General features: G+C 62.8%; 18 protein-coding genes and 1 pseudogene. 1 reads left to right on the forward strand and 18 read right to left on the reverse strand.

Annotation, left to right across the window (positions count from 1 at the left end):
* Positions 1 to 2: 2 nt before the first annotated feature.
* The 6 genes from A4R29_RS20235 to A4R29_RS20260 all read right to left on the reverse strand — a co-directional run bounded on the left by A4R29_RS20235 (position 3) and on the right by A4R29_RS20260 (position 7,437).
* Positions 3 to 800 (reverse strand): ABC transporter ATP-binding protein, encoded by a 798-nt coding sequence (locus A4R29_RS20235; RefSeq protein ID WP_013530459.1) that lies wholly within the window; start codon positions 798 to 800, stop codon positions 3 to 5.
* 11 nt (positions 801 to 811) lie between these two features.
* Complete coding sequence (ntrB, locus tag A4R29_RS20240; RefSeq protein WP_063172711.1) at positions 812 to 1,702, reverse strand: nitrate ABC transporter permease; 891 nt, start codon at positions 1,700 to 1,702, stop codon at positions 812 to 814.
* Positions 1,703 to 1,767: 65 nt separating this feature from the next.
* On the reverse strand, positions 1,768 to 3,084 hold the full coding sequence (locus A4R29_RS20245) for a CmpA/NrtA family ABC transporter substrate-binding protein (protein WP_063173758.1): 1,317 nt from the start codon (positions 3,082 to 3,084) through the stop codon (positions 1,768 to 1,770).
* A 362-nt stretch (positions 3,085 to 3,446) separates the two neighbouring features.
* Positions 3,447 to 4,679, reverse strand: a complete 1,233-nt coding sequence (locus A4R29_RS20250; protein ID WP_027160926.1) for a CmpA/NrtA family ABC transporter substrate-binding protein — start codon at positions 4,677 to 4,679, stop codon at positions 3,447 to 3,449.
* A 2-nt stretch (positions 4,680 to 4,681) separates the two neighbouring features.
* Entirely contained in the window at positions 4,682 to 5,284 is a 603-nt protein-coding gene (locus A4R29_RS20255) for an ANTAR domain-containing response regulator (protein ID WP_013530455.1), read from the reverse strand.
* A gap of 83 nt (positions 5,285 to 5,367) precedes the next feature.
* Entirely contained in the window at positions 5,368 to 7,437 is a 2,070-nt protein-coding gene (locus A4R29_RS20260) for an oxidoreductase (RefSeq protein WP_063173759.1), read from the reverse strand.
* A gap of 276 nt (positions 7,438 to 7,713) precedes the next feature.
* Between A4R29_RS20260 and argE the strand changes: the two genes are divergently transcribed.
* Positions 7,714 to 8,874, forward strand: a complete 1,161-nt coding sequence (argE, locus tag A4R29_RS20265; RefSeq protein ID WP_063172712.1) for an acetylornithine deacetylase — start codon at positions 7,714 to 7,716, stop codon at positions 8,872 to 8,874.
* 7 nt (positions 8,875 to 8,881) lie between these two features.
* Here the strand turns inward: argE and A4R29_RS20270 are convergent, their stop codons facing one another.
* From A4R29_RS20270 to A4R29_RS20325, 12 genes and pseudogenes are all read right to left on the reverse strand, one after another.
* Entirely contained in the window at positions 8,882 to 9,838 is a 957-nt protein-coding gene (locus tag A4R29_RS20270) for a LysR family transcriptional regulator (protein WP_013530452.1), read from the reverse strand.
* Positions 9,839 to 9,989: 151 nt separating this feature from the next.
* Positions 9,990 to 11,480, reverse strand: coding sequence for an aldehyde dehydrogenase (locus tag A4R29_RS20275; protein ID WP_063172713.1), 1,491 nt, complete (start codon positions 11,478 to 11,480; stop codon positions 9,990 to 9,992).
* A gap of 21 nt (positions 11,481 to 11,501) precedes the next feature.
* Positions 11,502 to 12,176, reverse strand: a complete 675-nt coding sequence (locus tag A4R29_RS20280) for a DUF1028 domain-containing protein (protein ID WP_013530450.1) — start codon at positions 12,174 to 12,176, stop codon at positions 11,502 to 11,504.
* A 5-nt stretch (positions 12,177 to 12,181) separates the two neighbouring features.
* Positions 12,182 to 12,598: a RidA family protein gene (locus A4R29_RS20285; protein WP_013530449.1), complete on the reverse strand. Its 417-nt coding sequence runs from the start codon at positions 12,596 to 12,598 to the stop codon at positions 12,182 to 12,184.
* 56 nt (positions 12,599 to 12,654) lie between these two features.
* Positions 12,655 to 13,929, reverse strand: a complete 1,275-nt coding sequence (locus tag A4R29_RS20290; protein ID WP_024503972.1) for a flavin-containing monooxygenase — start codon at positions 13,927 to 13,929, stop codon at positions 12,655 to 12,657.
* A gap of 153 nt (positions 13,930 to 14,082) precedes the next feature.
* Positions 14,083 to 15,687, reverse strand: a complete 1,605-nt coding sequence (locus tag A4R29_RS20295) for a GMC family oxidoreductase (RefSeq protein ID WP_063172714.1) — start codon at positions 15,685 to 15,687, stop codon at positions 14,083 to 14,085.
* A 95-nt stretch (positions 15,688 to 15,782) separates the two neighbouring features.
* Entirely contained in the window at positions 15,783 to 16,586 is an 804-nt protein-coding gene (locus A4R29_RS20300; protein WP_013530446.1) for an ABC transporter ATP-binding protein, read from the reverse strand.
* A gap of 13 nt (positions 16,587 to 16,599) precedes the next feature.
* Positions 16,600 to 17,466 (reverse strand): ABC transporter permease, encoded by an 867-nt coding sequence (locus tag A4R29_RS20305; protein ID WP_063172715.1) that lies wholly within the window; start codon positions 17,464 to 17,466, stop codon positions 16,600 to 16,602.
* 165 nt (positions 17,467 to 17,631) lie between these two features.
* Positions 17,632 to 18,621: an ABC transporter substrate-binding protein gene (locus tag A4R29_RS20310; RefSeq protein ID WP_063172716.1), complete on the reverse strand. Its 990-nt coding sequence runs from the start codon at positions 18,619 to 18,621 to the stop codon at positions 17,632 to 17,634.
* Positions 18,622 to 19,123: 502 nt separating this feature from the next.
* Positions 19,124 to 19,945, reverse strand: a complete 822-nt coding sequence (locus A4R29_RS20315) for a carbohydrate ABC transporter permease (protein ID WP_063172717.1) — start codon at positions 19,943 to 19,945, stop codon at positions 19,124 to 19,126.
* Between the two features lie 2 nt (positions 19,946 to 19,947).
* Positions 19,948 to 20,814, reverse strand: a complete 867-nt coding sequence (locus tag A4R29_RS20320) for a carbohydrate ABC transporter permease (protein ID WP_063172718.1) — start codon at positions 20,812 to 20,814, stop codon at positions 19,948 to 19,950.
* Positions 20,815 to 20,869: 55 nt separating this feature from the next.
* Positions 20,870 to 22,194, reverse strand: a pseudogene (locus A4R29_RS20325) (ABC transporter substrate-binding protein).
* Positions 22,195 to 22,223 lie beyond the last annotated feature (29 nt).

Consider the following 22,223-nt stretch of genomic DNA (forward strand, 5'->3'; position numbering starts at 1 on the left):
TGCTACTCCGCGGCTTCGACGAAGCGGTGGCGTTCGTAGAGGAACTTCAGAACCGCCTCGCGGCAGCGCAGGAAGGTCCGGTCGGAAGAGAGTTCGACGCGCCGGCGCGGCCGCGCCAGCGGCACGGCAAGCACTTCGCCGATGGTCGCCGCCGGACCGTTGGTCATCATGACGATGCGGTCGGAGAGCAGCACCGCCTCGTCGACGTCATGGGTGATCATGATCGTCGTCGAGCCGAGCCTGGAATGGATGTCCATCACCGCGTCCTGCAGATGGGCCCGCGTCAGCGCATCGAGCGCGCCGAACGGCTCGTCGAGCAGCAGGATCTTCGGCTCCATCGCCAGCGCCCGGGCGATGCCGACGCGCTGCTTCATGCCCCCGGAGATTTCCGCCGGGCGCTTGTCCTTGGCATGCGCCATCTGCACGAGGTCGAGATTGCGCATGATCCAGTCATGCCGCTCGACTTTGCTCTTCGAACGGCCGAAGACCTTCGACACCGCCAGGTTGATGTTTTCGTAGACGGTCAGCCACGGCAGCAGCGAGTGGTTCTGGAACACCACGGCGCGTTCCGGTCCAGGGCTGTCGACCTCCTTGTCCTCGAGCAGCACGGCGCCGGCCGACACCTTGGTCAGCCCGGCGATCAGATTGAGCAGGGTCGACTTGCCGCAGCCGGAATGGCCGATGATGGAGACGAATTCGCCCTTGTCGATGGTCAGCCTGATGTCCTTCAACACCTCGCTGACCTGGGCACCACGCGTGAAGGATTTGTCGATATGGTCGAGCTTCAGATAGGCCGTCATCGCCCCTCTCCTCACTTTGCCGTTGTGCCGCGGGTGACGAAGGCGCCGACCGCCGCGACCAGCCGGTCGAGGCAGAAGCCGGTGACGCCGATATAGGCGAGCGCGACGATGATGTCGGGCAGCCGCGACGAGTTCCACGCATCCCAGATGAAGAAGCCGATCCCGACGCCGCCAGTCAGCATTTCAGCCGCGACGATGGCGAGCCAGGACAGGCCGATGCCGATCCTCAAGCCGGTGAAGATGTAAGGCGCGGCGGCCGGCACCATGATCTTGACGAAGAATTCGAACTGGTTGAGCCGCAGGATGCGCGAGACGTTGCGGTAGTCCTCGGGAATGTTGCGCACGCCGACCGCGGTGTTGATGATGATTGGCCAGATCGAGGTGATGAAGATGACGAAGATCGCCGACGGGCTGGAATCACGGAACGCCGCCAGCGACAGCGGCAGCCAGGCCAGCGGCGGCACCGTGCGCAGGATCTGGAACACCGGGTCGAGGCCGCGCATCGCCCAGATCGACTGGCCGACCAGCGCACCGAGCGCGACGCCGACGACCGCCGCCAGGCCGAAGCCGACGGCGACGCGCTGCAGCGAGATCAGCACGCGCCAGGCCAGACCTATATCCTGCGGGCCATTGTCGAAGAACGGATGCGCTATCAGGTCGTAGGCCTCGTTCCACACCTGGGTCGGCGGCGGCAGGCTCGATGTCGGCGACGAACAGGCGATCTGCCAGACGACCATCATCAGCGCGATGACGATGATGGGCGGCACCAGCGCGCTCGCCAGTTTGCCGGCGATGGCGAGCGGCTCGAAGCGGCGCCGTGCCTTGGCAGTGAAGGCGATGACCTCCGCCGGCTTGGCGGGAAAGGCCTTCACCTTGGTGTCCTCGATAGTCTGGATCGACATGTCTGGGGAAAACTCCTTGGGGCAGGTAGTGATCGCAAGCGGCGCATGCACCGCTTGCGATCAGGCTACGCCGATGCCTTGATCTTCAGGCTGTCGAGATAGGCGGACGGGTTGGCCGGATCGAAAATCTTGCCGTCGAAGAAGGTCTCGACGCCGCGCGACGACGACGCCGGAACGTCGGCTGCCGCGACGCCGAGATCCTTGGCCGTCTCGCGCCACAGATCCTCGCGGTTGACCTGGTCGACCAGCGCGTTGATGTCGGTGGTCGGCGCGAACTTGCCCCAGCGGATGTTCTCGGCAAGGAACCACGCATCATGGCTCTTGAACGGATAGGAGACGCCGCCCTTCCAGAACTTCATGGAGAGATCGGTGCCGTTGGCGACGCGGCCATTGCCATAGTTGATGTCGCCCTTGAGGCGGCCGATGATGTCGGCGACGGGCACGTTCATCCATTGCCGCTTGCCGATGATAGCGGCCATCTCGTCCTTGTTCTCGGTGGCCTCGCACCATTGCTGCGCTTCCATGACGGCCATCAGGATCGCCTTGGTGGCGTTCGGATATTTCTCGATGAATTCGGCGCGCAGGCCGAGCGCCTTTTCGGGATGGCCCTTCCACAATTCGCCTGTCGTGGCGGCGGTGAAGCCCACGCCCTGATGGACGAGTTGCTCGTTCCACGGCTCGCCGACGCAGAACACGTCCATATTGCCGACCTTCATGTTGGCCACCATCTGCGGCGGCGGCACGACGATGGTCGAGACGTCCTTGTCGGGATCGATGCCGCCGGCGGCCAGCCAATAGCGCAGCCACAGATCATGCGTACCGCCCGGGAAGGTCATGGCGGCCTTGATTTCCTTGCCGGCCGCCTTCTTGGCGACGAACGCGTCTTTCAGCTTCGAGGCGTCGAGGCCGACGCCGGTGCCGGCATATTCCTGGGCGACCGAAATGCCCTGGCAGTCGTAGTTGAGCCGCGCCACGATCGCCATCGGCATCGGCTGGTTGTTCTGCGTCACCTTGCCGGTGTGCATGAGGTAAGGCAGCGGCGTCAGGATATGGGCGCCGTCGATGCCGTTGGCCGCGCCGCCCAGCATCAGATTGTCGCGTGTCGCACCCCAGGAGGCCTGCTTGAGCACCTCGACGTCAGGCATGCCGAACTTGGCGAACAGCCCCTTCTCCTTGGCGATCATCAGCGGTGCCGCATCGGTGAGGGCAATGAAGCCGAGCTTGGCGCCGGTGACCTCCGGAGTGGCGGTCGCGGCATAGGCGCCGGAAGGGAAGAGCTTGCGGGCCGCCACGAACAGGCCGGCCGTCATCGCGCTGCTGACCAGAAAATCGCGGCGCGTCATGTCTTTGAGGGTCGTTCCAGTCCTGATCCGTTTCGTCATCGTCGTCTCCGGTTGGGCGCGGCTTGAGATCCGCGTCGTCGATTGCGTGTTGATCAAAACAAAAAAGCCGCCAGCCAGGTCTTCGCGTCCGGGTGACCGGGAGCGCGCATGAACCTGAGCGGCAGCTTTGCCTGTGGCGCCCGCCATTGGACGCCTGTTCCGTGACCCGCGAAGGGCCTGTCTATTTCAAAGCAGGAACCGTGCCAGTTTTGAGAGAGGTGAAAAAGGCCAATGAAATCAGCAGCCTGCGCTGATCGCCGGCGCACTGAACCCTATGGCCGGAAGGCCAAAGATTGTTCATTAGGGCAATCGCGCGCACAATTTTTGTGCAATGCACAAGGATGGCGCGGAAATGATCAGGCCTAAATCTCGGCAGATTTCTGGCCGGTAATGTACGCATCGATCTCGTCAGGATCGAAGATCTGACCGTCGAAGAAACCGTCCGGACCGAGCACAAGGCCGGCGCCTGTCGCGCCGACCGCGGTGGCAATTTGGAGCGCACCCTCGACTTTCGAATTGGCGCCGGGAAGCGCGACGCCGAGCGGCTTCAGCGCCGAACGGTAGAGGTCGGGACGGTAGCAATCGCGGGCGATGGCGAGATTTTCAGGCGTGTGCGCCACGTGCCCCCAGCGCACCATCTGCGTGTAGAACCACAGCGCATGGCTCTTCCACGGAAAGTTCGCCGCCTTGTCGAAGGGGAGGAAGAAGTCGTCGATGGTCCGCTCCGCACCGCCGCCCAGTTGGAGATGGCCGGTCAGGATCGGCATCTGCACGGTCGGCGGCAGGCCGAGGAAGCCGGCCTGCGCCATCACCCCGGCCAGTTCGCCATGGTTGGCCGGATCCTGGCACCAGCGCGCCGAGTGATGCAGCGCGCGCAGCAGCGCCGCCAAGGCCTCGGGGTTTTCGTCTGCCCAAGCCTTGCGCACGCCGATCACCTTCTCCGGGCTGTTGCGCCATATCCGCGCCTTGACGGTGACGATGTGGCCGGTGCCGGCGGCCACCGCAGCGCTGTTCCAGGGTTCGCCGACGCAGTAGCCGTCGATACGGCCGGCGGCCAGCGCATCGGCCATGAAGGGCGGCGGTACGATGACGATCTCAATCTCTTGGCTCGGATCGATGCCGCAGGCGGCGAGCCAATAGCGCAATTCGTAATTGTGCCCGGAATGCGGATGCACCACGGCAAAGCGCAGCGGATCGCCACCGGCCGCAGCGCGCTCGCGAATGAGCGCGCCAAGTGCGGCACCGGCGCGCGCCGGGTCTAGGTCGGCCTCGGCGCCGTGTGCCGCCATACCGGCCCAAACGGCATTGGAGATGGTGACGCAATTGCCGCCGAGGCCGAGCGAGAACGGCACGATGGTTTCCGAGGCCAGCGGCGTCAGCCCGAGATTGCAGGCGAGCGGCATCGGTCCCAGCATATGCGCGAGATGGAAGTGGCCGATGGCGATGCGGTCGCGGATGTTGGCCCAGGATGTCTCGCGGTGCAGCTTCAGATCGATGCCTTCTTGCGCGGCGAAGCCAAGCTCGCCGGCCGCGACCAGCACGGCGCTGTCGAAAAGCGGCATGAAGCCGGCGGTGATCTGGTGCTCGGCAGTCATGCTCATTCGTCCTCCGCCGGTCCCAGCAGCCCCGCGGCAGTCACCAGGCTTTGGGCGATGTCGCCGATCTTGCGGTTCTGGTTCATCGCCGTCTTGCGCAGCAGCGTGTAGGCCGCCTCTTCGGAGAGGCCGCGCGATTTCATCAGGATGCCCTTGGCACGGTCGATCACCTTGCGGCTCTCGAGCTCGCCGCGAACCTCTTCCAGTTCGCGTGCCATGCGCGAAAAGGCGTTGAAGCGGCTGACCGCCATGTCGAGGATCGGCTTGACGCGCTCTTGCCGCAGACCGTCGACGACATAGGCCGAAACGCCGGCATCGACCGCCGCCTCGATCGAGGCCTGGTCCGACCGGTCAACGAACATGGCGATTGGCCGCTTCACCGCGCGCGACAGCTGGAACATGTTTTCCAGCATGTCGCGGTTCGGATTCTCGAGATCGATGACGATGACATCGGGCTCGATCTCGGCGATCCGCCGCGCAATGCCGGTCACATCATGGATGACAGTGACCCGCTCATGGCCGGCCTCGCGCAACCCCGCCTCGATGATCGCGGCGCGGATGCGGTTTTCATCGATCACCAGGACGGCGAGTGCGGTTCGAACCATGCCTGCATTGTGACCAAGCGAAGCAATTGTGCAATGCGGTATGGTTGAACAATCCGATATTCGCTGACCGCACCGCAGGCGCCCTATTCCGCGGCCAACGCCGTGACCTCGCGGCGGAAGGGCAGTGCGTCGCCGATGTCGGCTTCATCCAGCTCGCGCGCGAAGCGGTGGCCGGCATAGGTTGCCCAGGCGATCGGACCCGGCGCCTCGGCGTCGCCGATGATTTTGATCGAGCGGATTCCGCTGTCGGCCCATTCGTCCCGCCGCGCCTTCAATTCCTGCCAGACACTATCGTCCTGGTGGCGTGACGTGACCAGCACCACGGCGTCCGCGGCGATGTCAAATTGGCTGCCCGTATAGGCGCACGCCGTGGCAACACCGCCCGGCACGATGCGCGTCACAGTCCGGTTCAGCACGATCTCGACGCCGAGTTCGGCCAGCCGGCGATGGACGGCGCCCTGCTCCAGCGTGTTGCGGGTCCAGTCGGATACATAGGCCGACGGCGTCACCAGCGTCACCTTCGCGCCCTGGCGCGCCATCAGCTCGGCCAGAACGCCACCCATGTAGTAGTGGTCGTCGTCGAACAGCACGACACTGCCGGTCGGCACAGTGCCGGCCATCAGATCGTCCGGCGTGTAGACCGGCATGGCCGGGTCGATCGGCATCGACACGACATGCGCGCGCGCCACGCCGTCTCGGCGCCATGTCGAGCCGGTGGCAAGCGCAATGTTCTGAAAGCCGAAGTCCAGTATCTCCTGCGCCGACAATCGGCTTTCGAAATAGACGTCGACATTGGACATCTGGCTGATCTGGTACTGGCGGTAGTCGCGCACGCGTCCCCATGCCGAGAGACCAGGCAAGCGGCATTCGCGCGCCACGCGGCCGCCGAGTTCGGTGCCGGCTTCGGCGATGGCCACCTGATAGCCGCGCAGGCCGAGCGCCCGCGCCGCCTCCAGCCCGGCCGGGCCGGCGCCGACGATCAGCACGCTGTCGCTATCGCCCTTGGCCTGCATGCGTTCGGGATGCCAGCCCTTGCGCCATTCCTCCATGAAGGTTGGGTTCTGCGTGCAGCGCGAGATCGACATGGTCATGTCGCCGGTGATGCAGATGTTGCAGCCGATGCATTCGCGAATGTCCTCGATGCGCCCCTCCTCCACCTTCTTCGGCAGGAAGGGATCGGCAATCGATGGGCGCGCGCAGCCGATGAAATCCAGCGTGCCGGACTTGATCATCTTCACCATCACATCCGGCGAGGTGAAGCGACCGACGCCGACGACCGGCTTCGAGGTCAGTTTCTTGATGCCGGACACCAGGCTCTCCTGCGCGCCCTCCTCCTTGAACCGCGACGGCCCGGAGCAGTCCTCCCAGGCGCCATGCGCCAGGTCCCAAAGGTCGGGCAGATCGGCATGCATCTCGATCATGTCGCGCACTTCGGAATTGGCAAAGCCGAGCTCACCGATCATCTCGTCCAGCGACAGCCGCAGCGTCAGGCCGCACGTGTCGCCGATAGCGTCCCTGCCCTCTTCGATCAGCTCACGCATCAGCCGGGAGCGGTTCTCCAGCGAGCCGCCATATTCGTCGCTGCGCTGGTTGGTGGCCGTGGACAGGAAGTGCTGGATGATGCCGAAGCCATGCGCGCCGTAGAGGCACACCAAATCGAAGCCCGCGAGCCTCGCCCGTTTGAAGGCATTGCGATGCCAGCGGCGCAGGTCGCGAATATCCTGCTTGTCCATGGCGCGCGCCTGCACCGGATCGTTGGTGAAGGTGCGGATCGGCAGGGCCGACGGCCCGCGCGGCACTTCCTTGGTGTAGAGGTTCGGCCCGTTGATGCCTGAGTAGGCCAGCTGGATGCCGGCCAGCGCGCCATGCTGGTGCATTGCCTTGGCCATCTTCGCCAGCGCCGGAATATCGGCATCGTCCCACAGCCTGAGCTCGATGAAGGGCGTGATCTCCGATGTGTGGTGCATCTCGGTTTGCTCGGTGAAGATGACGCCCCAGCCGCCTTCCGACTTGATGCGGCGCATCTCGGCCGCGGCCGAAGGGTCGCGATAGCCGCCGCCATTGCAATGCGGCACCTGATAGAAGCGGTTCTTGGCGGTCACCGGACCGATCTTCACGGGCTCGAACAAAATATCATAGCGCGGATCGCGCATGGAACGTGCCTTCCTGCCAGCGTCGCCCTGCAGCACGCCCGATCATGGTTTCGAGGCGTGACGCAAGCCGGCCAGCCCAGTGGGTTGATGCCGTGAGACCATTCATAAGTTGCGGCAAGCGCCGGAAAACAACAGATTTCTTCTGTGCCGGTTAGGCCGCGCCTAATCGCACACATCCGGATTAGCATCCGCTGAATCCCGACTGAGCCAAATGCGACTTCAAGGCCCCGGCCACGCGATGCTAGAAGTACCGACGGCCAATGAGACACAAGACGCATGGACAGCATCCAGATCCTTGAAAAGCTGCTCGCATTCCCGACGGTGAGCCGCGACTCGAACCTCGCCCTCGTCGGCTACGTGGCGGACCTGCTGGACGCGCACGGCATTGCCAGCCGGGTCATCCACAGCGAGGACGGCCACAAGGCCAACCTCTTTGCCACCATCGGACCGACTGATGCTTCCGGCATCATGCTGTCCGGTCACACCGACGTCGTTCCCGTCGACGGCCAGGCCTGGACGCTGCCGCCCTTCGAGATGACGAACCGTGACGGCAAGCTTTACGGACGCGGCGCGGCCGACATGAAGGGTTTTGTGGCCTGCGCGCTCGCCGCGTGCCTCAAGGCCGCGAAAATGACGCTGAAGACGCCGCTGCATTTGGCACTCTCCTACGACGAGGAGATCGGCTGCATCGGTGTGCGCAGCCTGATCGACATGCTGCAAGCGGCCCCGCATCGGCCGCTGCTATGCATTGTCGGCGAGCCGACCGATATGCAGGTGGCGACGGGGCACAAGGGCAAGCTTGCCGCACGCGCGCTTTGCAAGGGGCGCGAAGGCCATTCGGCGCTGGCCCCGCTGGCGCTCAACGCCATCCATCTCGGCTGCGACTTCGTCGCCGCCTTGCGCCGCGAACAGGACCGGCTGATGCGCGATGGCGCCCGCGACGGCGACTACGACATCTCATACACGACCGTCCATGTCGGCAAGATCAACGCAGGCGTGGCGCTGAACATCGTGCCGAACCTTTGCCAGGTCGACTTCGAGATCCGCAATGTCGCGGCCGACGACCCGCACGAGATTCTCGACCGCCTGCGCAAGGAGGCTGCTCATATTGCTTCCGAAGCCTCGACTATCGCGCCCGAGGCAGCAATCGACATCGACATCACCAACACCTATCCCGGCCTGGACACGCCAGCCAGTTCGCAAGCCGTCGCCTTCGTCAAATCGCTGACCGGCGCCAACAATACCATCAAGATGGCCTTCGGCACGGAAGGCGGCCTGTTCAGCCGCGATCTCGGCACGCCGACGGTCGTGTGCGGACCGGGGTCGATGGCGCAAGGGCACAAGCCGGACGAATTCGTCAGCGTCGAGCAGATGCGCCGCTGCGACGACATGCTGGAAAAATTGCTTAAGCGGCTTGCCGACCAGCAACTGGCGTAACCGGGCGCTACTTCTGCGGAAGCGCTGCCTGGCCGACGGCCCGCTCGGCGCCGAACACACCTTGCTCGACGACAAAATGCCGGCAGTGGTCGATGAACGCCTGGGCGGATTGCGTACGATGTTCGGAATTGGGCAAGGCGACGCCCATGGTCAGCGGCCGCAGGTCACCGTCCAACGGCACGAAGACGAGCGGCTTGCCGTCCGGCGCCAGCGTGTTGAGCGGCCGCATGTTGGCGATGCCGTAGCCGAAGCCGTTGGCCACCATGGAGCGCATGACCGCAATGTCGCCGGTGCGCTCGGCAATATTGGGCCGGATCCCTCGCTGGTGGAATGCCGACAGGAAATATTCGCGGCTGTACGGCAGGTCGAGCAGCACCATCGGCTCGTCGGCCAGTTCCTCCGTCGTGATCGACGCCTTGGTCGCGAAACGATGGCCCGCCGGCAGCATGACATAGGCCGGCACCAGCATCAGCGGCTCGAAGGTCATGTCCTGCGACAGTTCGAGATCGTAGGTCAGGGCGAGGTCGATTTCACCGCGCTGCAGCATCTCAAGCAATTGCCCCTGATTGCGCTCGAACTGGCGCACGCGCACATCGGGATAAGCGCGCTCGAACCGCATGCGCAGCGCCGGCAGCACGATCTGCGCAAAGGTCAGCAGGCATCCCACCGCCAGCGGGCCGCGCACCTTCTCGGCAAAATCGCCGGCGACGTCATGCAAGGCATCGGCATCATTGAGCAGCCGGGCGGCTTCCTTGAGGAAGATGCGGCCACCGGCGGTGAGCGAGAGGCCGTGCGAATGCTTGCGGACAAAAAGCTGGACGCCGAACTCGGTTTCCAACTGCGCGATCGAGGCCGAAATCGATGGCGGCGACACATTGACCTGCTCGGCCGCCTTGGCGATGGAGCCGGCTTCGCCCACGGCAACGAAATATTCCAGCTGTCTGAGCGTGAAGCGTAGCGGCATGGCTGGCTATGTTGCCGGTTTGAGGGCTTCGATCAAGCCTAATGCATGTCGCGCAAAAGTGGCCCCGGTTTTGCGCAAACGACATGCATGGAGCAAAGGCCTAAAGCGCATCACTTGAATCCGTTCGATCGCGATGCGCTCTAGGCGCCCATCAATATTTGATCCATGCCGTTTTGAGCGCGGTGTACTTGTCGAGCGCATGCAGCGACAGGTCGCGGCCGAAGCCGGATTGCTTGAAACCACCGAACGGCGTCATCGGGCTCAGAGCGTCGACCTTGTTGACGGAAACCGTGCCGGCCTGCAGCCGCCCGGCGATGCGGTGCGCGCGAGACAGGCTGTCGGTCCACAGCGATGCGGCGAGCCCGTAGGGGCTGTCATTAGCGATGCGGATCGCGTCGGCCTCGTCATCGAAGGCAATGACCGAAAGCACCGGCCCGAAGATCTCGTCGCGGGCAATCGGATCGGCAGGCGTGACATCGTCGAAAATGGTGGGCTGGACAAAGCTGCCGCGCCCATTGACCGTGACCATGTCGCCGCCCGCGACCAGGCGCGCGGTCTTTTTACCGGCCTCGACGAAGCGCATGACATTGGCGGCGTGGCGACTATCGACCATCGCGCCCATTTTCGAAATCGGATCGAGCGGATCGCCGGGCTGCGTGGCCGCCGCACGCTGCACCAGTTTCTCCACCAAGGCATCCTTGATGCCGCGCTGGACGAGCAGGCGTGAATTGGCGGAACAGACCTCGCCCTGGTTGAAGAAGATGCCGAAGGCCGCCATATCGGCCACCACATCGAGATCCCCGCAGTCGGCAAAGACGAGGTTGGGGCTCTTGCCGCCGGTCTCCAGCCAGACCTGCTTCATGTTCGACTGCCCGGAGTACTGCAGGAACATCTTGCCCACCGCGGTCGAACCGGTGAAGGCGAGGCAATCCACATCCATATGGCGGCCAAGCGCCTGGCCGGCGGTTTCGCCAAGGCCGGGCACAACATTGAGCACGCCGGCAGGCAGGCCCGCCTCCATCGCCAGCTCCGCCAGGAGCAGGGCCGACAGAGGTGACTGTTCGGCGGGTTTCAGCACCACCGAATTGCCCGCCGCCAGCGCCGGTGCGCATTTCCAGGTTGCCATGTCGAGCGGGAAGTTCCACGGCACCACCGCGCCGACCACGCCAAGCGGCTCGCGCCGCACCAGCACCAGATCGCCTTCGCCGGTCGGCGCCACCTCGCCATAGATCTTGTCGATGGCCTCGCCATACCATTGGAAGATCGCCGCCGAACCGGGGACGTCGACCGAGGCCGCATCCCTGACCAGTTTGCCCATGTCCAGCGATTCAAGCAGGGCCAGTTCATGCAGGTTGTCGCGCAGCAGCTGCGCCAGCCGCAGCAACACCTCCTTGCGGTGCGCCGGGCTGGTGCGCGACCAGACGCCGGCGTTGAAGCTACGCCTAGCGGCGGCAACCGCCAGATCGATGTCTTCCTCGCCGCAGGACGCCACTTCGGCCAGCACCTCGCCGGTTGCCGGATTGACGCTGGCAAAGGTCCGGCCCGAACGCGCAGCGACCGTCTTGCCGTCGATGAACGCCTTGTCACGAAAACGGATCGCGGACGCCTTGCCGATCCAGTCCTTGTGGCTGAGTTCACTCATCGCAGGTGACCCCTGTCTTGACTATTCGTCGCCCGGCACGCCGTAGCTCGGCGCATCGGATGGGTTGATCGCGCGGGTCACATAGGCATCGAGCTGTGGCTTGTAGAGTTGCCACAGCGCCGCCAGTTGCTCGATAGGACAATCGTCGGTCCAGTCGCAGCGCAGGTCGGCGACCGGCCACGCCACCTCACGCACCAGCTTCATGCCGGCGGAATGGACAGGGCCAGCCTCGCCGCCGGCTGTCAGCGCCGCGCGCATAGTCGCGATGAGGCGGTCGCCGAGATGCCCCTCCGACGCCAGGAAGGCCTCGACCATCGCTTGCGGCACGCCATCATGGGCCAGCATGTTGCCGCCGCAGGCGACATTGTCAGCTCGCGCCTCCGCCCAGATGCCAAGAGCTTTGGGACCCGAATGGATCGCGGTCGCTCCAGCGGCATCGACAGCCAGCACCTGCCGGTATTCGGGATAAGCACCGGTGCGCTTCAATATGGCAATCGCCTCCGCCGCGGACGCGCCGCGCGCCAGCAATTCGAGACCGCGCAGTCCAAGCGTAGGATCGGTGACGTTCTGGCTGGCAATGGCCCCGGCGCCCGCCTGCGCATAGGCGCAGCGCGCCGCAACAGCAGGCGACGAGGAGGACACCGCGACCCCGAACATGCCGGTGCGGCCGCACCGCGCGACAATGGAAAAGGTCATCGCAATCAGTCCGGAATGACGGCGGTGCCGTCGATCTCGACCAGCCAGTCCGGCCGCGCCAGGGCCTGCACGACAAGGCCGGTCGAGACGGGATGCACGCCTCTGATATACTCGCCCATGGTGCGGTAGACCGCCTCACGATGGCGCACATCGGTGATGTAGACCACCACCTTGACCAGGTGCTCCATGGTGCCGCCGCACTCCTCGATCAGCTGGCGGATGTTCTGCATGACCTTGTGCGTCTGCTCGACTGGATCATGGCTGTCGATGTTCTTGGCCGTGTCGAGGTCCTGCGGACACTGGCCGCGCAGATAGACGGTCCTGCCGCCCCGCGTAACGACCGCCTGGCACAGATCATTGTCGAGCTTCTGCTCGGGATAAGTGTCCTTGGTGTTGAACTTTCGAATTCTTGTATGCGCCATCTTGGTCTCCGTCGGATCAGGCTCGAGGTCGGGGCATCTCGTTTGAGGTGCCGTGTCTATGCCACCTTGGTCTCGCGCTTCGCGGACGCATGGTAGGCCAGGTATTTGCGCTGCGTGGAAATATGGTCGGCCACATGCTGCGCGTCGTGCCAGACGCCCCAGATGAAGCTCGACCCCCTGCGCGATTGCCAAGGCAGTCCGAGGAAATAGATGCCGGGCTCGGTCGACACACCGCGCTGGTGCTTCGGCTTGCCCCTTTCGTCGAACACATCGACCTTCAGCCAGTTGTAGTCGACGGTGAATCCCGTCGCCCAGATGATCGAACCTATCCCGGCTTCCGACAGGTTCAGCTCGAGAATGGGATCGGTCATGCATCGCGGGTCCGGGCCGATCTTGCGGGCCTCGGGCTCTGGGGGAAGGTCGAGGCCGTTGCGGGCGACATAGGCATCTGCCTCGTCCAGAACCGACATGTAATTCGCATCGCCGCGCGCGATATTCTTGGCCAGATCGGGTGCGAAGGTCATCACACCGTGCCTGTAGGATTCGGTCCGGCCAACCAGCGTCATCCCTTGCGCGGCAAGGCGCCGGAAGTCGATCGTCTGGCCGCCACGCGCGCCGCTGACCGCGATGGTGACATGTTCGGTGCCGGGCGCAGGCGCCTGCGCGTCCCACTTGCCCAAAACCCCCAGCCACCAGCAGAAGTCACGTTCGCGATAGGCCCGCGGCGGCCGATCGTGCGGCCCGACCGAGAGATAAACCCGCCGTCCCGCACGCTGGAGTTCGTCGGCGATCTGCACCCCCGAAGACCCGGAGCCGACCACCAGCACCGCGCCTGCGGGCAGTTGGCCGGGATTGCGATAGGCGCTGGAATGTATCTGCATAGGTCCGGCGTCCCCGGGAACGACGGCCGGGATGACCGGATGCTGGAAAGCGCCGGTGGCGGCAACCACGCTCCTGGCTTCGATCACGCCATCCGAGGTTTCGATCCGGAAGCCGGGACGGCCGACAAGCCTTTCCACTTTCCTGACCTCCACGCCGCAACGAATGGGGGCAGCGATCATGTCGGCGTAAGCGACAAAATAGTCGGCGACCTTCTCCTTGCCGATAAAGGCATCCGGACCGGCATTGGGAAATTCCATGCCGGGAAAACGGTCATGCCAGGCGGGACCATTGGCAACCAGCGAGTCCCATCTTTCGCTGCGCCAGCGTTCGGCGATGCGGTCCCGCTCCAGCACGAGATGGGGCACGCCGCACTTGCTCAGATGCTCGCTCATCGCCAGCCCCGCCTGGCCGCCGCCAACAACAAGCGTGTCTACTGTTTCGACTGGCATTCAGCGGCCCTTTCTGGCTCCCCCCGAGAGTTTCTGCGCATGCGGCGGAGGTCTGATCGTTGGTTTACTGGAGGGACCGGGCAGCGAAAATTACGATTTCATGTGGCAGTGGTTAGCTTGTTCCTAAATGCTGAATTGGCCGCGCGCAGACGGTTACGCCAGTATTGCCATAGCCGCCTTTTCGCCAATCATCATGGATGGCGCATTGGTGTTGCCACCGATCAATGTCGGCATGACGGAGGCATCAGCGACGCGCAGATTGTCGAAGCCGTGCACCTTGAGACCGGCGGGATCAACCACCGCCATGGCGTCGTTGCCCATCCTGGCCGTGCCAACCGGATGATAGACGGTAAGAGCCTCGGCACGCAGATAGGCGAGAATCTCGTCATCGGTGTTCACGTCGGGCCCAGGCAGGATTTCCGGTCCGCGGATGCCGCCGAAAACCGGCGAAGCCAGGATCGAACGCGCGACCTTTATGCCCTCGACGAGGGTCAGGGCATCCTGTTCGTCACTGAAGAAGCGATGGTCTATGAGCATATTGCGGCGGGTGCCGTCGCGTTGAAGTGTGATTTCGCCGACGCTCCCGGGTCTCAACACACAGGTGTGCACGGCATAGCCGTGGCCATATTCGACGAGCCGACCGCGATGGCTGCGATAGCCCGGCACGAAGTGGAACTGAATGTCGGGTATGCTCCCGGCATACTTCGTCCTGGCAAAGCCGCCGGCTTCGACATAGTTGGTCGTCAGCATGCCTTTGCGCCGGGCGAAATACTGGAACGGCGCCGCCAGCATCGCCGGAAGATTGGCAAGTGAAAGGCCGAGCGTCTTGCGGCTGTTCGATCGCACCGTGATCATGCCATCGACATGGTCGCGCAAGTTCTTACCGACGCCTGGCAGGTTCGCGACCGGTTCAATCCCCGCTGCTTTCAGCTCCCCGGCCGGGCCGACGCCGGAAGCAAGCAGAATGCGCGGCGATCCGATCGCACCCGCGCTGAGGACGACCTCCGCTCGGCACCCCAACCGTTGGGTTGCGCCTTCCCTGATCACGTTGACGCCGGTGACGCGCTCGCGTTCAATCGCCAGATCAAGAACCTCGACGCCTGACAATATCCGCAGATTCGAGCGGCCGAGAACCGGCCGGACAAAGGCGCTGTAGGCCGAGAAGCGCTCGCCTCTGTTCTGGGTCACGTTGTAGATGCCGAGGCCGAGTTGGCCACCGGCATTGAAGTCGCGGTTCTCGGGCAGGCCTACGCCTCTGCCCGCCTCAACCCACAGGCTGGATACCACGTTGGGATCGCGCGGATTGTCGACCAGCAATTCGCCGTCGAATCCGTGATAGGCGGGGCTCTGCAACAGGCAGTTCCGCTCCAATTTCTTGAAGACCGGCAGGACATCGGCATAGGACCACCCGGCGCAGCCAAGCGCTGCCCATTCATCGTGGTCTTGCGCGGCGCCACGAATATAGACCATCGAGTTGATCGAACTCGACCCGCCAAGAACCTTGCCCCGGTTGACCGCTATGCGGCGGTTGTTGAGCAGCGGCTGCGGCACGCCCTTGTAGCCGTAGTCGAAGTTCGGATTGCCGTAGAGCGAGAGAATGCCGGCCGGCACGCGCACCCTGGTGCGGTCGTCGCTGCCGCCCGCCTCGATCAGGCAGACACGAACTGCCGGGTCTGCGCTCAGCCTGTTTGCCAAGACACAGCCGGCCGAACCCGCGCCAATGACGATATAGTCAAATTCCGCCGCCTCGATGCTCATGCCTTGCCCGTTTCGTCATCCACACCGAAGACTGCCGATGTCTGTTTCATGCATGTCGTCTGCCCAAAACCGAGGTCACTTTTGAGCGACATGCATTAGTGCTCGTCGTCTTCGTCATTCTTCAGGAGCTCGAGGATCTCCCGCTTCATGGCGATGAAGTTCGGCTCCATGACCAGATCCATGCTGCGTGGACGCGGGAGGCCTACGCGGATTTCCTTCTTGATCTGACCGGGCCGGCCGGACATGACGAGCACCCTGTCCGCCAGCAGGATCGCTTCGTCGATGTCATGGGTAACGAATAGGACCGTCTTCTTGGAATGATCCCAGATCCTCAGCAAAAGCTTCTGCATGCTGTGACGGGTTTGGCTGTCGAGCGCTCCAAAAGGCTCATCCATCAGCAGCACGTCCGGATCATTGGCGAGCGCTCGCGCAATCGCAACGCGCTGCTTCATGCCGCCCGACAGCTGAGACGGGTAATGGTTGGCGAACTTTGCCAGACCGACCTCGTGGAGAAAATGCTCGACAATGACCCTGCGCTCGGCCGGCGCAATGCCCTTCCGCTTCGGGCCATATTCGACGTTCTGCGCCACCGTAAGCCAGGGAAACAGCGTATATGCCTGAAACACCATGCCGCGATCCGGGCCCGGCTCGGTAACAGGCTTGCCGCCGACTACGATCATGCCGCCGGTGCGCTCCTCAAGACCGGCGACGAGATAAAGCAGGCTCGACTTGCCGCAGCCGGATGGGCCGACGATCACACAGAATTCGTTGGGCACGACGTGAAAGGAAATGCCATCCAGCGCCAGCACCGCATTGTCACCCTTGCCGTAGCGCAGGACCACATTGTCGATGCCTATGTCGGAACTCTTTGGTTTCGTCGTAAGATTCAGGGCGTCCATGTGTGCGTATTCCTCAATTGGCCCAGGGAGCGACGAGGCGGCGGATGCCCCGGAACAATTGGTCGGTGCAAAGACCAAGGATGCCGATCATGGCGATGGCCATGAAGATCACGTCGACCTGAAAGCCGCGCATGGCTTTGAGCGAGATGTAGCCAAGTCCGCTGCGGGCGGCGACGAGTTCGGCCACAACGAGATAGGTCCAGGCCCAGCCCATGGTGACGCGCAGCACATCCAGCACGCTCGGAAGCGTGGCCGGAAAGACGATGTGGAAGACCGTGTCGCCTCGTTTCGTGCCGAGCGTATAGGCTGCGTTGACAAGGTCGCGCTGGACGCTGCGAGCGCTGTCGGCGATCATGACGAGCTGCTGGAAGAAGACGCCGAAGACGATGACGGCAACGCGCTGCTCGATGCCGATGCCGATCCACAGGATGAAAAGCGGCACGAAGGACGTCACCGGCAGATAGCGTATGAAATTGACCAACGGTTCGAGAACGGCCTGGACGATGCGATAGGTGCCCATCGTCAATCCAAGCGGCACCGCAACGATGCTCGAAAGGACGAAGCCGATCAACACCACCTGGACGCTGGCGAAAACATGCTCCCACAACGACCCGTCAAGCGCCATGCTGATGGTGGTGGACAACACGGATTCTGGGCGAGGCAGGAACATTTCCTTGACCGCTCCGGAATAGGTCAGCGCGAACCAGCCGCCGATGACGGCGATCCAGACCATGAAGCCGAGCGTAATGGAGAGAGAGCGCGGCACAGCCCGAAACGGTGTGGCGATGACTTTCAGGGCGGATCGACCGGCCTGACCTTCTTCAACTCTCGCGGTCACGCCATTGCTGACCAGAGAGCTCGTGTTCGGTGCTAGTGTCACGGGATACCCTTTTGGGCCGCTTGGACCGGAGGCGCGAGGTCCGCCTCCGGTTCAGCCAAATCACTTTGCAAGGTCAAATTACTTCGCAGGCCAAGCTACTTCCAAGGCCAAGCTACTTTCCAAGGCCAAGCCACTTCCAAGGCCAAGCTACTTTCCAAGGCCAAGCTACTTCCCAAGGAAGGACGTATCGACGAGGTCGTCATACTTGATGTCCATTTTGAGCTTGCCGAAGCCGCCCCAGATATCGCCGCCCAGCTTGATCAGCTTGCCGGCTTCGCCAGTCTCGCCACCGGCGAAGAATTCGGCATTGCGCTGCTTACCGTAGAAGTTCACGCCAGCGGCCGAGGAAGCGAAGTCCTTCGGATCCTTCAGCCAGCCGCCGACGCCTTTGGCCATCACCTCATACGCCTTCTCAGGATTCTCCTTGATGAACTCGTTGGCCTTGTAGAGGCCCTTCACCAGCGCCTCGACATCTCCGGGGCTCTTCGTGATGTAGTCGCAGTTGAGCGCCACCACATCTACGATCAAGCCGGGTGTCTTGGAGGAGTCGATCAGCACCTGTCCCTTGTTTCCCTTCTTGGCCAGCGTCAGATGCGGTTCCCAGGTGACGGCAACGGGAATGCGGTCGGCCATGAAGGCGGCGGCGGCATCGTCTGCCGTCATGTTGGTGATCTTCACATCGGCCTGGGTGAGACCGGCCTGCTTGAGCAGGATATTGAACCAGAACTGCGACACTGAACCCTCGTTCAGCGCTACGTCCATGCCTTTGAGGTCGGCGATGCTCTTGACCCCGCTGGGCGCGAGCACGCCATCGCCGCCATGGCTGTCATCCAGCGCATAGACCGACTTGAAGCAAACATCCTTCGAACGATACTTCATGATCTCGTCGACGGTCGAGGCGCTGCCGTCGAGCTCGCCGGCGGCAACAGCCGCCATATACAGCGATGCTTCCTCGATGATTTCAAGCGAGACATCGAGCCCACCTTCCTTGAAGTAGCCCATGTCACGGGCAAGGAAGAGCGGTCCGTACCCCACCCAGGTCGTCATGCCCAGTTTCAAGCTGCCAGCTTCGGCGTGGAGGCTCACCGATATGGCGCTGAGCGCAATGCCGGCCACCAGCGCGGCCCGGCGAAACTTCGAGATTATTGTCGTCATCACGTTCCCCTGTTTTTCTGAAGTCGGGCGTTATCCCGGCCCGAACGAAACCCGCTCCGGAGGCATCGCCGAAGCCTGTCGCCTGACATTCTTTTCTTGTTTTCTTTCAGCCGATGGCGGAGCAAAGCACGTTGGGTGCGCTGCACAAATTATGATTTTCAGTAGTTCGGCTTAGGCTGGACCTAACCAGACTGCGTTGCGTCTGCGCCATCGCGATTTCGCCATCAGCAAGCTGCACCATTTCTTCCTTCCTCGGCCAGCCCGAGGCCACACCATTTTACGCGCCATCTATTGGCCGGGGCTGAGAGAGGGGGAACTGGAGCCGAGCTATTGTGGGCTACGGCCTAACGAACGGGTTGCAGTTCGGCGATTTCGACATTCTGGCAGATCCGTCCGGACGGCTGATCCGTCTTTTCGGAATCGAGTCACCTGGCCTGACAAGTGCGCTGGCGCTGTCGGATTGGGTTGTCCAATTTGTCGGAAAGACGAACTTCTTCTTGCTTTAGCCCTTGACCGCCCCAGCGGTCATGGATCCCGATATCTGCCGATACATCACAAGACCCAGCAGTGCCGGCGGCAAGGCGCCCAGCATCATGACGGCGGAAGCGGTTCCCCATTTTACGCCACCGCCGCTCGCGGCGAAGAAGAAGGATGCGCCGACCGTCATCGGCACGGCACGACTGGTTGTCAGCATGAGGCCGAAGAGGAATTCGTTCCAGGCGGTGATGAAGCCGAAGATGAAGGTTGTGACGAGCGCCGGTCGGATGACGGGCCGGACGATCATCATCATCACCTGCAAGGAACTTGCGCCATCGACTTTCGCCGCCTCGTCGAGTTCGACTGGTACATCTGAAATCGCGTTTACCAGGATGACGAGTGCAAGCGGCGCGTTGACGATGGTCAGGATGAGCCCGAGCCCGATCCGCGTATCGAGCAGGCCCAGCCACTGGTACATCATGTAAAGCGGGATCGCGAAGATGATCAGCGGCACGGCGCGAAGATTGATGACGATCGGCAGGACCAAGCGCTTTCCCGTCTCGCTGCGCGCGATCGCATAGGCAGCCGGGAACGCGAGCACGATCGCAAGGCCGGTTCCGATCAGCGCCGCCACGGTGCTGTTCAGCAGATAGGCATAGATGTTGAAGCGGCTGGTCTGCGTCAGGACCTCCAGATAGTTGTCGAGCGTCGGCTGGCTGATCCACAAACCGGGGTTCGTCGAAAGCTCGCGCTGGCTTTTGAGCGATGTGATCAGCGTCACGATAATGGGGAAATTCATCGCCAGCACGGCGATGGCAAAAACGATCCAGCGCAGTGCCCCGACCATCGTCAACGCTTCCTGCGGCCGGCAAGCCGGTTAAGGCAGTGGAGAACGATGAACGACGCCATGAACAGGACAACCGAGGCGGCGACCGCCTTGCCAATAGCCCCTTCCTTGAAGAAGGCTTGGTAGATGTAGATCGACAAGGACGTCGTTGAACCTCCTGCACCACTGCCGGTCAATGCATAGACATTGTCGAACACCCGGAAACCGTCGATGAAACGGATGAAAAACGCGATGACCAGCGTCGGCTTCATCAATGGCAGGTCGATCCACCGGACGATCTCAAACGGTGATGCGCCATCGAGCGAGGAGGCTTCGCGCACGTCGAGCGGTATGGCCGAATAGGCCATGTAGAAGAGCAGGAAGGCGAAAGGCGTCCATTGCAGCGTCTCCACGACGACAAGGGTGCAGAAGGCATTGTTGATGTCGAGGAAGGCCGGGCTGTCACCGAACCATTGGAAGAGATAGTAGGGGACGGGTCCCGCGAATTCATGCAGCACCAGCCGGTACATGAGACCGACCATGGCCGGCGCGACCATCAGCGGCAGCATCAACGGCGCCATCAGGACTGGTCGCTTGCTCAGAAGCGGTGCCAGGAAGATGGCAAGGAAAAGACCGATCAGACATTCCGCTGATGCGGTAAGAATACCGAATCGCAGAGAGAACCAGGCCGAGCTCCAGAATTCGCGGTCGTTCAACACCGCGACATAGTTGCTGAAACCGCTCAACACCGGACTGCGCAGCGTCTCGAATGTGACGGTCGAAATGGAATAGATCAGATTGACGATCGCCGGAAAGCCGAGGAACAGCAGCAGGAAGCCGACCAGCGGCGTCAGATACATCCTGCCTTCGGCACGTGTCACAAGGGCCATCTCGATCCGCCAAACGCGCCGGACACCGAGCTCGACCGGGCGTCCGGCAAATGGTTCATTTCTTGAGAAGGTCCTGCATGCCCGCCTTGGTGTGGGCGAGCGCATCCTCGAGGCTCTGCTGGCCGGACCAGTAGCCGGTAAACTCCTTTGCCTGCAGCTCATAGACCGGGAGCGCACTCGCGGACGTCGCTCCGGTCATGACATAGCCGTACTTGCTGGCGAATTCGCCGAGCTTGACGAGATCGGGACGTTCCTTCGCAACCTTGGCGACGACATCGGGAGACAATGCCGGCGAACCGCCGCTGCGCGCATAGAGCAAGGCCGCATCCTCGGTGGCGAGCCACTTCAGGAACTTGACGGCGCCTTCCTTGTTCTTGGCGTTCTTGTTGAGGCCCAAACCAAGGCCGTGGATATGATCGGCGCGTCCGTCGGGACCTGCCGGCGGCGCGACGATCCCGGTCACCTCGGCGACCGCCGGAGATTTTTCGGTGCTGGTCAGATCCGCCGCCGCGGCATTCCACTGCAGTGCCGTCGCGGCCTGACCGGATGCGAAGGCCGCGTTGGTTTCCGCATATTCGTAGCTCAGCGAATCCTTGGGCGATGACCCGGCATCATAGAGTTTCTTGTAGAGCTCGAGGCCGGTCTTGTAGGCATCCGAATCCACCGTGACATTGCCGTCCTTGTCCATCCAGTCGCCGCCGTAGGAGCGCGGCAGCGACTGGAAGACCATCATGTTGAACAGCAGGTTCTTCATCTGCAGGACCGTGCCGTAGCGCACCGGGCTGTCCGGGTTCACCTGCTTGGTGAAATAGAGGGCGGTGGCCGCCCAGTCGTCCCAGGTCCAGCTGTCCGGGTCCTTCGGCTGCAGCGGCTTGCCGAGATATTTCTGGGCGATTTCACCATAGGTCTTCTTGGCGGCGTCATCCCTGCTCAAGGCGTCGACGAGATCCTTGCGGTAGTACATGAAGTGCAGCGAAAGGTCTGTCGGCACGCCGTATGCTTGCCGTCGAACTGCATCGTCTTGAGAACGGATTCGCCGAAAACCTTGGCCGCATCCGCGCCAAGATCGATCGGCTCCATATAGGGCGCGTAGCGACCGAGCGAGTAGGTGGCGACGAGGTTCACGTCGAAGGCACTGGATCCGGCCGCCATGTCGGCCTGCAGCTTGTCGTAAAAGCCTTCGCGGTTGAAGAACAGCAGCTCCACCTTGTCGGCATCACTTGCCTGCTTGTTGTAGGTTTCCACGGTTGCCCGCAGTGCGGTTTCCTCGGACCCGCCAGGCCAGCCGAGCACGGTCACGGTTGCGTTGGCAAAGGTCGGCAAAGCTGTCCCCGCGAGGAGGGTGGCCATAAGCGCAAAAGACGTCCTGCTCAATTTCATGATCGTTCCCTTCTTTTTTGATGATTTTT

It is taken from the genome of Mesorhizobium ciceri biovar biserrulae, assembly GCF_001618845.1.
Taxonomy (GTDB): domain Bacteria; phylum Pseudomonadota; class Alphaproteobacteria; order Rhizobiales; family Rhizobiaceae; genus Mesorhizobium; species Mesorhizobium ciceri.